The sequence below is a fragment of the Mycobacterium yunnanensis genome (assembly GCF_025823185.1).
Classification (GTDB): domain Bacteria; phylum Actinomycetota; class Actinomycetes; order Mycobacteriales; family Mycobacteriaceae; genus Mycobacterium; species Mycobacterium yunnanensis.
Window position 1 is genome coordinate 477,593 of record NZ_JACKVK010000009.1, and the last position, 11,883, is coordinate 489,475.

Annotated in this window: 12 protein-coding genes; 7 read left to right on the forward strand and 5 right to left on the reverse strand. The window is 68.8% G+C overall.

All coding sequences use genetic code 11. The features are described from left to right. Window positions 1-46: 46 nt before the first annotated feature. Entirely contained in the window at window positions 47-1,210 is a 1,164-nt protein-coding gene (locus H7K45_RS19300) for a hypothetical protein (protein ID WP_263997504.1), read from the reverse strand. 171 nt (window positions 1,211-1,381) lie between these two features. Here H7K45_RS19300 and H7K45_RS19305 point away from each other — a divergent pair, with 171 nt between their 5' ends. Both H7K45_RS19305 and H7K45_RS19310 read left to right on the forward strand, forming a co-directional pair. Continuing rightward, complete coding sequence (locus H7K45_RS19305; protein ID WP_263997506.1) at window positions 1,382-2,194, forward strand: HugZ family pyridoxamine 5'-phosphate oxidase; 813 nt, start codon at window positions 1,382-1,384, stop codon at window positions 2,192-2,194. A 60-nt stretch (window positions 2,195-2,254) separates the two neighbouring features. Next, window positions 2,255-2,824, forward strand: coding sequence for an orotate phosphoribosyltransferase (locus H7K45_RS19310; protein ID WP_263997507.1), 570 nt, complete (start codon window positions 2,255-2,257; stop codon window positions 2,822-2,824). Here the strand turns inward: H7K45_RS19310 and H7K45_RS19315 are convergent. From H7K45_RS19315 to H7K45_RS19330, 4 genes are read right to left on the reverse strand one after another with little or no spacing between them, the layout of a single operon-like run. Next, window positions 2,821-3,870: an ABC transporter ATP-binding protein gene (locus H7K45_RS19315; protein ID WP_263997508.1), complete on the reverse strand. Its 1,050-nt coding sequence runs from the start codon at window positions 3,868-3,870 to the stop codon at window positions 2,821-2,823. The two genes, H7K45_RS19310 and H7K45_RS19315, sit on opposite strands and share 4 nt — an antisense overlap. Continuing rightward, complete coding sequence (locus H7K45_RS19320) at window positions 3,867-4,628, reverse strand: ABC transporter permease (RefSeq protein WP_263997510.1); 762 nt, start codon at window positions 4,626-4,628, stop codon at window positions 3,867-3,869. Before H7K45_RS19320 ends, H7K45_RS19315 begins: the two co-directional genes overlap by 4 nt. Then, a complete protein-coding gene (locus H7K45_RS19325; protein WP_263997576.1) occupies window positions 4,625-5,479 on the reverse strand; it encodes an ABC transporter permease in 855 nt (284 codons plus the stop codon). Before H7K45_RS19325 ends, H7K45_RS19320 begins: the two co-directional genes overlap by 4 nt. 5 nt (window positions 5,480-5,484) lie before the next feature. Then, on the reverse strand, window positions 5,485-6,618 hold the full coding sequence (locus tag H7K45_RS19330) for an ABC transporter substrate-binding protein (RefSeq protein WP_263997511.1): 1,134 nt from the start codon (window positions 6,616-6,618) through the stop codon (window positions 5,485-5,487). 234 nt (window positions 6,619-6,852) lie between these two features. On the opposite strand from H7K45_RS19330, the gene H7K45_RS19335 reads away from it, so the two are divergent. The 5 genes from H7K45_RS19335 (at window position 6,853) to H7K45_RS19355 (ending at window position 11,703) form a co-directional block, all read left to right on the forward strand. After that, a complete protein-coding gene (locus H7K45_RS19335; RefSeq protein WP_263997512.1) occupies window positions 6,853-7,413 on the forward strand; it encodes a hypothetical protein in 561 nt (186 codons plus the stop codon). Beyond that, window positions 7,410-7,829 (forward strand): TIGR03668 family PPOX class F420-dependent oxidoreductase, encoded by a 420-nt coding sequence (locus H7K45_RS19340; RefSeq protein ID WP_263997513.1) that lies wholly within the window; start codon window positions 7,410-7,412, stop codon window positions 7,827-7,829. The genes H7K45_RS19335 and H7K45_RS19340 overlap by 4 nt, the downstream gene beginning before the upstream one ends. Window positions 7,830-7,965: 136 nt before the next feature. Beyond that, on the forward strand, window positions 7,966-9,204 hold the full coding sequence (locus H7K45_RS19345) for a sensor domain-containing phosphodiesterase (RefSeq protein ID WP_263997514.1): 1,239 nt from the start codon (window positions 7,966-7,968) through the stop codon (window positions 9,202-9,204). Between the two features lie 45 nt (window positions 9,205-9,249). Continuing rightward, window positions 9,250-10,317, forward strand: coding sequence for an NAD(P)H-dependent amine dehydrogenase family protein (locus H7K45_RS19350; protein WP_263997515.1), 1,068 nt, complete (start codon window positions 9,250-9,252; stop codon window positions 10,315-10,317). Between the two features lie 150 nt (window positions 10,318-10,467). Continuing rightward, the gene (locus H7K45_RS19355) at window positions 10,468-11,703 is read left to right on the forward strand and encodes an MCE family protein (RefSeq protein ID WP_263997516.1); all 1,236 of its coding nucleotides are present in this window, start codon (window positions 10,468-10,470) and stop codon (window positions 11,701-11,703) included. The last annotated feature ends 180 nt before the right edge of the window (window positions 11,704-11,883 follow it).

The window sequence follows — 11,883 nt, forward strand, 5'->3', positions numbered from 1 at the left end:
AAAGCTACCCACGCGCGGTCACGTTGAATCAGCGGCGACGCCCGGCTCACGTCAGGAAGCGCGCGGCGCCGGTCCGGAGGTAGCGGCCCGAATTGGCCTGCCGATATCCGATCACGCCGCCGCTGAACGTCAGTGCGAGCAGACCGGCGAGACCCGGCACCGCGACCATGGCCATCTCGTTGGCCCGCGCCGTCCGCAGATACCGCGGGTAGCCCTGCCGTGGCGCAGGTGCGCCCATTCCCGACGCCGACGCCGAACCCGCCTGGCCCGACCCCGTGGGAGGCAACTGCTCGGTCGGGGTCGATCCGGTCTGCGCCGCCGAGCCCTTTACCGCGGGGGCCCGCGCGCCCGCCGAACCCGCCTCGAAGACCTGGGCACCAGCGGGCGGCGATCCGGTGATGGGCCGCGGCGTCGGGACGTGAATCTGCGGTACCAGTACCGGCACCTGGAGCACCGAGAGCCTCGATGACCCCGTCGACGGCGCCATCCCGCCGTCGGTCCCGTCGGCCTCGACGACCGACGGCTCCTCCTGCATCGTGCGGAACGACGGAGACGGTGTCGGGGCCGGCGACGGGTCGGGTGGCGCGTAGACGTCCCTCAACAGCGAATTCACGGTGTTCAGGGTCTCCGCCACCGAGGTGTAGGCGGCGTACGGGTCGGTGAGGTCGAGCGACCACCGGATGGACCCGCTACCCGGCCCGGGGAGAGACGGAACGGGGACGGTGACCGGCGGGGTGAACGGCAGCGTGACCTCGACGGTGCTGCCGGCCCGGCGGCCCTGTGCTGGCGTGACGACCTCCGGTGGCGCCGAGTCCGGCGCCTCCGCTACGTCCCCGGCCGAGGGCCGGTCGCGTTTGCGTCCGGGGGACGCACCGCCGACGGGGACGTCGGGGGACGTCAAGGTGCCAGGCACCCGGCCGTTGCCGAACACGCTCAGCGGTTTGCCGAACATGTCGCGCAGCTGCGTGGCGATCGTCTGGGGGATGTCGAAGATGCTGGGTGGCCGAATCTCAGGGGTGACGCTCGGCGGAATCCCCGTCGTCGGTTCGGGTTCGCTGGACGGCGGCGTCTCGGTGCCGCTGCCGGGGTCGTTCGGCGTGCCGGAGTCGTCGGGGTCCGCGGCCGCCACACCCATGCCGGCGCAGCTCATCAGCAACGCTGCAATCAACGCGGCGACTGGCCTCGGCACTGCGAGCACGGGGTTCGGCACGACCCTCCCGTCTCAGCTAAATTTGACTCCTGAGCTGCTGAAATACTACGAGTTGATTGTCTCACAGGACACCGCCACGCGGCCGAGCTTCGGGTCGCCGACCACCGCCAGCGAACTGGTCGACGCCCGCTCAGCGGCCACCCCCGGCGGGCGCGGCGGTAGGGTGCGGACGTGGCATCCGGTGACTCGTTGCGCGACCATGGCGACCCTGGCGACGCCCCGTCGATTCCTCCCCCGCTGACGGCGGCGGTGAACACCGCTCGACCCTCGGCCGCCGAGGAGGCCCGCACGATCGCGGCGTCGACCAACACCGGCACGCTGGCCTCACTCACCGCCAGCGGTGACCCGTGGGCGTCGTTCGTCACCTACGGGCTGCTCGGCGGGGCCCCGGTGCTGTGCGTGTCCAACCTCGCCGAACATGGACGCAACCTGGCCGGCGATCCCAGGGCCAGCATCGCGATCGTCGCCGCCGCCACCGACAGCGACCCGCTCGCCAACTCCCGCATCACTCTCGCCGGCGCCGTCGAGCGGCCGGCCGGCGACGAGCTGGCCGCCGCCCGCCAGGCCCACCTCGACGCCGTCCCCGCGGCGAAGTACTACGTCGACTACAGCGACTTCACCCTCTGGGTCCTGCGCGTCGACCGGGTGCGCTGGGTCGGCGGGTACGGCCGGATGGACTCCGCCGCCGGGCCGGACTACGCCACGGCCGAACCCGATCCCGTTCAGGTGGTCGCCGCAGGCGCCCTCGAGCACCTCAACGCCGACCACGCCGAGGCCTTGGTCGCCATGGCCAGGACGCTCGGCGGCTACCCCGACGCCACGGCCGCCACGTGCACGGGGGTGGACCGCTACGGTCTCGACCTCAAGGTGACCACCGACCGCGGCGTTGCCTACCCGCGCATCGGCTTCGCCGAGCGTCTCGGGTCCGCCGACGAATTGCGCGCGGCGACGGTCGAACTGACGCGGAGGGCTCGCGCGACTTGAGCCGGCCCGCCACGCGCGCGACCTGAGCCGGCCCGCCAGCGCGTGGCCTACGATCACTGCGTGTCCGAGCGCCCCGAGAGCTGGCAAGCCGCCTTCGACCTGATCCGCACCCGTGGCTACGAACGTCGCGAGGAACCCTTCACGCTGGCCAGCGGCCAGCTCAGCCACGACTACATCGACGGCAAGTTCGCGATCGACACCGGTGAGCGGCTCACCGTCGTCAGCCGCGCCTGCGCCGACCTCGCCACCATGACCGGCATCGAGTACGACGCCGTCGGCGGACTGACCATGGGCGCCGACCCGCTGGCGCACGGCATCGCCATGGTGGCCGGCAAGGCCTGGTTCTCGGTGCGCAAGGAGCAGAAGCAGCGCGGCCGCGAACAGTGGATCGAAGGCACCCGCATCGAACCGGGCATGCGCGTGCTGCTGGTGGACGACGTCATCAGCACCGGCGGGTCGACCGAGATCGCCTTCGACCGGGTCGTCGCCGCGGGTGCGGTCGTCACCGGCGTCATCCCCATGGTCGACCGTGGCGACGTGGCAGCCGGTCGGTTCGCCCGTCGCAACGTGCCGTTCGCGGCGCTGGTCACCTACCGTGACCTGGGCATCGAACCCGTCAGGGACGTCTAGGACTTCTGCGGCACGACCAGCACGTCGGTGGGGTCGACGCCCACGGCGACCCGCTGGCCGGGAGTGAATTCCCTGGCCGCCGAACTGCTCAGCTGGGCATGCACCACTGACCCGTCGGACAGTTCGACGTACACCCGCGAGATGGGCCCGAGGAACGCCACCGACCGGACCGTTGCGTCGCCGTCGTCGGCGGTGACGGTGACCGACTCGGGGCGCACCATCGCCGTCCCCACGCCGGAGGTGATCGACCCGGCGAGCGCAGGCATCTCCGCGCCGAGCACCGTGGCCCGGCCGTTCGACACCTGGGCAGGCACGTGGTTGTTCAGGCCCACGAACTCCGCGACGAACGGGGTGGCGGGGTTGGCGTACACCTCCGCGGGCGGGGCGAGCTGCTCGAGGCGGCCCTTGCTCATCACGCCGACCCGGTCGGCGACGGCGAGCGCCTCCTCCTGGTCGTGGGTGACGAACAGCGTCGTCGTCCCCACCTCCAGCTGCACCCGGCGAATCTCGTCGCGCAGCTGGGTACGCACCTTGGCGTCCAGCGCCGAGAGCGGCTCGTCGAGTAGCAACACCCGCGGCCGGATCGCCAGCGCACGCGCCAACGCCACCCGTTGCTGCTGACCGCCCGACATCTCCGACGCGTACTTGTGAGTGTGCTCGGACAACCCGACCAGCTCGAGCATCTCGGTTGCGCGCGTTGCCCTTTCACCCTTCGCGCTGCCCCGCATCTTGAGCCCGAACTCGACGTTCTCGGCCGCGGTCAGATGCGGGAACAGGCTGTAGGCCTGGAACACCATTCCCATGTCCCGCTTGTTGGCGGGCACCGACGTCAGATCCTTGCCGTCCACGGTGACCGTGCCGGAGGTGGCCTTGTCCAACCCGGCCAGGATGCGCAGCGCGGTGGTCTTGCCGCACCCCGACGGCCCGAGCAGCGCGATGAACTCACCGGGCTCCATCTTCAGGTTCAGCCCGTCGAGCGCCTTCACGGTGCCGTAGGTGCGGGTGAGGTCGGAGAGCTCGACCGCCACCCCGCCAGTGGTGCTCATGCGTGACGCCTCCGTCGGGTGACCAGTGAAAGTGTAAGGAGCAGAACGAAACCGAACAGCAGCGTCGCCAGGGACGCCGCCACCGAGGTGGGTCCGTCGGTCTTGCCGAGCGCGACGATCTGGATGGGCAGCGTCTGATAGCCCGACAGCGAGGCGATGGTGTATTCGCCAAGGACGACGGCCACCGAGATGAATGCCGCGGACAACACACCCGACCAGATGTTGGGGACCACGACGCGGGCGATCGTGGTCGCCCATCCCGCGCCGAGGGACCGCGCCGCCTCCGACAAGGTGCCCAGGTCGATCGCCGAGAGCGCCGCGTCGATGGAGCGGTAGGAGAACGGCAACACCACGACGACGTAGACGAAGGTCAGGGTCAGCGCGGACTCTCCGAAGAAGTACGTCACCCACAGGTAGACGTTCTTCAAGCCGACGACGACCACCAACGCGGGGATGGTGAGCGGCAGCAAGCACAGGAATTCCACCGCGCCCTTGGCCCACGGCGTCCGCAGTCGCACCCAGATCATGGTGGGCACCAACAGGATCAGCATCGCCACGACGGTCAGTACCGCGAGCAAGAGCGACGTGACGATCGACTGGTAGAGCGCCTCGTCGGTGACGAGGTTGGCCCACGCCGCCATCGTGCGCCCGCCCTTGAGCAAGTTGCGCGTGGAGAAGTCGGCCATCGCGTACAGCGGGAAGAGGAAGAACAGCCCGAAGACCACCCACAGTGCGGCCTTGGCCACCCGGGTGCTCATCGCAACCACCGTGACGTCCGCCGGACCAGCAGGCTGTAGGCGCCCATCACCAGGGCGACGACGACGATCATCTCCAACGCCAGGGCGTAGGCGAAGCCCGACTGGCCGAGCACCACCTCGCTGGTGAGTGCGGCTCTGATCAGCAGCGGGATGATGGGACTGCCCTGGCTGACCAGTGCCGCCGCGGTCGCGTAGGCGGCAAACGCATTGGCGAACAACAGAAGCACCGCACCCAGGAACGCCGGTGTCAGCAGCGGCACCGCCACCTGGCGCCAGTACTGCCACGTCGACGCGCCGAGGCTGACCGCGGCCTCGCGCCACTGCTCTCGCAATCCCTCCAGGGCTGGCAGGAAGACGATGACCATCAGCGGGATCTGAAAGTAGGTGTACACCAACACCAGACCCGGCAGTCCGTACAACCACCCCGAGCCGGCCAGATTCCAGCCGAAGTGCTCCTGCACCCAGAGTGTCAGGACCCCATTCAGACCGATCGTGGCGAGGAAGGCGAATGCCAGTGCCACGCCGCCGAATTGAGCCAGGACGCTGCACAGCGAGATGACGCCGCGGCGGATCATCGACGTGGCGGGCCGCGAGACGATCAGCCACGCCAACAGCGCGCCGAACACCGCACCGAGCACCGCCGTGCTGCCCGAGAGGAACACGCTGCGGCCCAGCGCGGTCAGCGCAGTCCCGGAGAACAACGCGCTGAGCCGGGCCAGGGTGAAGTGGCCGTCCTCTACCACCGCGCTCGCGACGACGGTGACCGTCGGCACGATCAGGAAGATCCCGACCACCGCGAAGAACGGCAGCAGTGGCAGGGAGTCGACGAGGCGACTACGGATCTTGGCCAGGGCGATCAGCCGATCGCCTTGGCCCAGTTGGCCTCCAGGTACTTCTTGGCCGCGTCGGTCTGCTGCTGGGTCGGGATGACCGCAGAACCTTCGACCGGTGGCAGCTGACCGTAGGCGGCCTTGTCGATCGTGCCCGCCTTGACCATGGCGTCGGCCCGCACCGGCCGAGCGCTGCCCTGCAGGTACAAATTCTGGCCCTCGTCACTGAAGAGGAATTCCTGCCACAACCGGGCCGCCGCGGGATGCGGCGCATCCTTGTTGATCGCCTGGTAGTAGTAGCCCGCCAGCGCGGCGTTGGGTGGGACCACCACCTTCCACGACGGCAGCTTCTTGGTCTCGGCGACGTTGAGGTAGTCCCAGTCGACGACGACGGGCGTCTGGCCGGACTCGACGGTCGCCGGCGTCGGGTCCACGGGCAGGAAGTTGCCCGCCTGCTTCAACTTTCCGAAGAAGTTGACACCGGGGGCGATGTCGTCGGGTGACCCGCCCTGAGTAAGGGCGACCATCATCACGCCGGAGAACGCCGCCCCGGCCTGCGTCGGGTCGCCGTTGAGGGCCACCTTGCCCTTGAACTCCGGGCGAAGCAGGTCGTCGACGGTCTTGACCTCCGGCACCTTGGCCGAGTCGTAACCGATGGAGACGTAGCCGCCGTAGTCGTTGACCCAGGCGCCGTCGGGAGCCTTCATCTCGGCGCCGATCTCGTCGAACTTCGCGACCTTGTACGGCGCGAACAGCGCGGTGTTCGCCAGTGCGACGGCCGATCCGAGGTCGAACACGTCGGGGGCGGTGGACTTGCCCTTCTGCTGGGTGGCGGCGTTGATCTCGTCCTGGCTGGCCGCGTCGGGCTGAGCGGAGTTGACCTTGATGCCGTACTTGTCACCGAACGCCTTGATGATGGCGCCGTAGTTAGCCCAATCCGGCGGCAGCGCGATGACGTTGAGCTCGCCCTCCTTCTTGGCGGCGTCGACCAGTCCCGACATGTCCGTCCCGCCGAAGTCGGCCGCCGAGGTCGCCTCGCTGGCGTTGACTCCGGTGGAGGTCTTCTCTCCCTTGTCCTTTGACTCCGGTGGCGCGCACGCGACGAGACCACCCGCGACGACGAGGACCAAGGCGCTGGCGGCGAGCCGCAGTTTCTTCATTGGCGAACCTTCTCATGGGGCCGGAAGCGCGACGGTGGCGTCGGGGTGACGGCGCCTGGTCGCGACGATGAACGAATCGGGTCTGCACTATCAGTCTCGGGGGACCTTACCGTCGAGCCTTCGGGTCGGCAGGGGTTCTCGAACTGTCGGTCTACCTCGAGGGGATCACCGACACGACAGGGAAATTTGCCATCCGGGCGTCCATCGGCGCTGGTCGCCACCTAACATCGTGGGGTGGCGGACGGCGAGGCCTCGGGGGAGGCCAGGTTGGACGATCCGGTCGACGAGGCAGTCGACACGGATCGGTTGGCCCTGGCACGGTCCGAGGACCCCGAGCCCGATGTCGACTGGGTCGAGCCGCCACCTCCCACCGCGGCCGAAGAGCAAACCTTCGACGCCTTCGACTCCAGCACGTGGAACTTCAAGCCCGCGCCGACGCCGTGGTACCGCACGGGTGGCACGGCGGTCGTCGTGGCCGCGGTCTCGGTCGCGGCCGTGGCCCTCGTCGTCTCGGTGGTCCTGTTGGCGTTCTGGGGATCCTCCAACGAGAAGACCGCCCCTGCCGACCAGACCTCGAATGCGCCCACCGCGTCGGACGTTCCGACGACCACAAGTGACGTCCCGGCCCCGCCGCCACCTCCCCCGCCGCCACCACCGCCGCCGCCACCGCCACCTGCCTCGGAGATCCAGCGGGCTCCGGTCGTCGTGCGACCGCCCTCGCGACCGACGAAGAAGCCGGAAATCAACGTCACCCGCTCCCCGATGAGCGTGAGCCCCCAAAAGCCCTCTCGGTGAACGACTTCGAGGCAGTCACCCACTTCTCGAATGCGCCGGTGGCCGTGCTCTCCACGGTTGGCGACGACGGTGCGCCACACGTGGTGCCCGTCGTGTTCACCGCCCGGACCGTCGGCGGCGAGACGACGCTGTACACCGCGGTCGACGCGAAGCGGAAGTCGACGTGGCGGTTGCGACGGCTTGCCAACATCGCCGCCAACCCGCGGGTGAGTCTGCTGGTCGACCATTACGAGGACGACTGGACCCGCCTGTGGTGGGTCCGGGCAGACGGGCTGGCCACGGTGCACGAGAGCGGCGAGCAGATGGCCGTGGGTTACGCGGCGCTCCGCGGGAAGTACCGCCAGTACGAGCGGGTGGCACTCGACGGACCGGTCGTCACCGTCGCGGTGTCACGATGGGCGTCGTGGCACGCATGAGCGGTTAGCCAATTTGCGAACGTTCGCCTAGGCGGGCTCGGGGATTCGCGCGTCCGTGCCACTCCGTTGCTAGCGTCGATCCGATGAGGCAGCAATCGAGTTCGTGTGCCAGTCGGTCGGTGACCACCTAGTTGCCATGACACCGCGCACGGAGACGTCGACCGGCTGGGACCCCGCGTTGACGGGCCGGGCGCTCGAACCGGCCTATCAGCGGATCGTGTCGCTGGAGGACGGCGCGACGGTGGGCTTCGAGGCGCTGGCCCGGTGGCCCTCGGTCAGCGGTGCCGACCCGCTGTCGGTCTTCGACAGCGCGGCGGCCGCCGGCGAAGTCGACGCGCTCGACCGGTCGTGCATCGACGCCGCCATCGCCGGCGCGCTCGACGGTCAGCTCGCGCGCGGCACGATGTTGGCGGTCAACTGCGAGCCCACCACGCGGCACGTCGCGGTGGCCGACAGCCAGATGTTGGCGCGTGGGCACGCCGAACTCGACCTGATCTTCGAGCTGACCGAGCGAGGCCTGCTCGCGCACCCGCGGGCGTTGCTGGACAAGGTCGCGGCGCTGAGGATCGACGGGTTCGCGATCGCGCTGGACGACGTGGGCAGTCATCCCGACTCGCTGGCCCTGCTCGACGTCGTCGACCCCGACGTCATCAAGCTCGACCTGCGCCTGGTGCAATCCCAACCCGACCGCGAGCAAGCCCGCATCCTCGCTGCGGTACTCGCTCACCACGAGCGCGCCGGCGCCGTCATCCTCGCCGAGGGAATCGAGACCGCCGAGCACCTCGAACAGGCACTGTCGATCGGCGCGACGCTCGGGCAGGGCTACCGGTTCGGCCATCCCGGCCCTCTCGAGGAAGGGGCGCCCGCCCGTTGGGGTCGTCGTCCGCGGGCGCCGTTCACCGAACCCGGAGCCGAATCGCCCCTCGAGCAGCTAGCCGCCGCCGGACGGCTTCGCACCGCGCGCAAGGCCACGCTGACCGCGTTCTCGCGCCACATCGAAAGTCAGGCAACCCGTTCCGCGGATCCTCCGATCGTGCTCAGCGCACTGCAGCGGGTCGACCAGTTCACCTCGGGCACGCGCCGCCGCTACCGTGAACTCGCACGCACCTCACCGTTGGTCGCCGTGTTCGGCGAGGACATGCCGTCCGACGTCGTCGACGGCATCCGCGGCGTCCCTCTCGATCCGGACGACCCCATGTGCACCGAATGGATCGTGGTCGCACTCGGCGCCCATACCGCCGCGGCGCTCATCGCCCGTGAACGAGACGGGTCCGGCTCGATCACCGAAGCCGATCGGCGCTTCGACTACACCATCACCTACGACCGAGCTCTGGTCACGGCGACGGCGCACTACTTGCTCGACCGGATGCTCTAGGTTCGAACAGAAGACAGTTCGAGGCTGACGTGTCACTGTGATGTGGTGGCACTTCGCATCATCGCGTGGGGAACGGGCGCGGTCGGCAGGGAGGCGCTGGCTGCCATCCTGGACTCCCGCACCGGGCTCGAATTGGTGGGCGTCAAGGTTCATTCCGCCGACAAGGACGGCGTCGACGCGGGCACCATCCTCGGTCGCGCGCCGGTCGGGGTTCTCGCCTCGGCCGACGCCGAACGGGTGCTCGCCGTCGAGGCCGACTGCGTGGTGTACACGCCACGACTCACCTCGGTCGACGAAGTGTGCGCCATCCTCGCCAGCGGCAAGAACGTCGTCACCACCGCTTTCTTGTTCCATCCCAACAGGATTCGTCTTCGCGACCGCGATCGCGTCCTGGCAGCTTGCCTTCGTGGCGGCACCAGCGTCCACGGCAGCGGTCTGAACCCCGGCAACATCTCGGGTGTGCTGCCGCTGGCGCTGTCCGGTATGAGTCGCACCGTCGACGAGATCAAGCTGCAGGAGCGGGCCGACTGGTCGGCCTACGACAGCACGGCAATCACCTTCGAGAACATGCGCTTCGGCCAGCCGGTTGGCGAAATCTCGGTGACGGCAAGCGACTTCCTGGCCTTCAACAGTTCGATCTTCACCGAGCAGGTGTGGCTCCTGGCCGATGCGCTGCACGCAGGCATCGACGAGGTCACCGCCAGCGTGGACGCCGTCGCCGCCAAGCGTGACCACGAGATCTTCGATCGCGTCCTGCTGGCCGGGACGACCGCGGGGCAGCGTTGGAACTGGGTGGGCCGGCGCGAAGGTCGGCCGCTGGTCGAGATCGAGACGCTGTGGACCGTCGGCAACGAATACCCCGGGCACTGGCCAAAACCGCAGCACGGGTGGACGTTGACCATCGAGGGCGATCCGTCCATGCGGGCCCACTTCATGTCGCTGGCCAGCTTCAAGCGGGATGCGTCGATGCTCGAGCACGTCAACGCGGCCAACGTCGCCACCGCGATGCAGGTCGTGAACGCGATACCCGCGGTCTGCGCGGCCGCACCCGGCTTTGCAACCGGCGCGACGCTGCCCCTCGTGCACAGTCTGATTGGCTTTGGCAACGCCTGAGGTGCTCGATGAGTGTGTCCCAGGCCATGTTTCGTCTGGGTAGGTGATCAACGCCGCATTTTGGTCGTGATGCTTGCGCCCCCACCAACCGGTTGGGACACTTCTGCCGTCGTTCCAGCCGGTGGCCGACGGTCCGAAGGGAGCTGGGGCATGCGCTCTCCGGTGGCCGCGTTGGAGCCCCGCTTCCGACATTGGCGCCACGACCCGCCGGTCAAGACCTCCGCGGCCGTGCTGTTCCTCGCCGTCGTCGTCGTCGTGGTGTTGGTGTGGTGCCAATTTCGCGGCGTCTTCGCCGACACCACCGTGCTCACGCTGCTCTCCCCTCGGTCCGGCTTGTCCATGGATCAGGGCTCCAAGGTGACCTACAACGGCGTCGAAATCGGCCGCGTCGCCGCCATCGACGCCGTGAACGTCGACGGCGCGCCGATGGCCAAGATCGCACTGGCCGTCGACCCCGCCGACGTGGCGCTGTTGCCGGCCAACGTCGAGGCACAGATCAAGGCGTCCACGGTGTTCGGCAACAAGTACGTCGCGCTGTCGTCCCCGGCCAAGCCAGTGCCGCAGCGCGTCAGCGCCGCCACGCCGATCCGCTCGGCCAACACCAGCACGGAGTTCAACACGCTCTTCGAGACCGTCGTCGAGGTGACCCAGCACGTCGACCCGATCAAGCTCAACCAGACGCTCAGCGCAACCGCGCAGGCCCTGAGCGGGCTCGGCACCCGGTTCGGCAAGTCCGTCGAGGACGGCAACGCGATCCTGGCCGACGTCACTCCGCTGCTACCCCGGTTCCGGGACGACACCCGGGGATTGGCCGATCTGGCCGACGTCTATTCCGCCAGTGCGCCAGACCTTTTCGACGGTTTGGCCGGTGCGGTCACCACCGCTCGCACGCTCGACGAGCGCAGCGACGACCTCGACGCCGCGCTGATGGCGTCGGTCGGGTTCGGAAACACCGCGGGCGACGTCGTCGAACGGGGTGGCCCCTTCCTGGTGCGCGGCGCCGCCGATCTGGTGCCCACCAGCGCCCTGCTCGACGAGTACAGCCCCGAGTTGTTCTGCACCATCCGCAACTACCACGACGTCGAGCCCGCATTCTCGAGGTTCGGTGGCGGCAACGGCTATTCGCTGAATTTGCGCGACGAACTCGTCGGCGCGGCCAACCCCTACGTCTACCCCGACAACCTGCCACGGGTGAACGCTCACGGCGGTCCCGAGGGGCGGCCGGGCTGCTGGCAGTCGGTGACCCGCGACCTGTGGCCGATGCCGTATCTGGTGATGGACACCGGTGCGTCGATCGCGCCCTACAACCATCTGGAGCTGGGTCAACCCCTGGCCGTCGACCACGTGTGGGGACGCCAGCTCGGTGAGAACACGATCAACCCGTAGCCCCCAACCGCGCACCCCCCCAACGACATCGAGTGTGCTGGGAGATCGCGAATCGTCGCTTGGATTCAGGCGGTCGCTGCAACGTATGTGGACGGATTCGAGAGTAGTCGGTGGAGTTCTTCGGCTGGGGTTGCCCAGTTGTGGCGTTTGCGGGGTCGGGCGTTGAGTTCGGCGGCGACT

What these genes read in the sequence shown, in the direction of transcription:
- H7K45_RS19315 (WP_263997508.1), bottom strand. Translation starts at nt 3,870, where the DNA reads ATGAGCACCACTGGCGGGGTGGCGGTCGAGCTCTCCGACCTCACCCGC.
- H7K45_RS19320 (WP_263997510.1), bottom strand. Translation starts at nt 4,628, where the DNA reads ATGAGCACCCGGGTGGCCAAGGCCGCACTGTGGGTGGTCTTCGGGCTG.
- H7K45_RS19330 (WP_263997511.1), bottom strand. Translation starts at nt 6,618, where the DNA reads ATGAAGAAACTGCGGCTCGCCGCCAGCGCCTTGGTCCTCGTCGTCGCG.
- H7K45_RS19345 (WP_263997514.1), top strand. Translation starts at nt 7,966, where the DNA reads ATGACACCGCGCACGGAGACGTCGACCGGCTGGGACCCCGCGTTGACG.
- H7K45_RS19355 (WP_263997516.1), top strand. Translation starts at nt 10,468, where the DNA reads ATGCGCTCTCCGGTGGCCGCGTTGGAGCCCCGCTTCCGACATTGGCGC.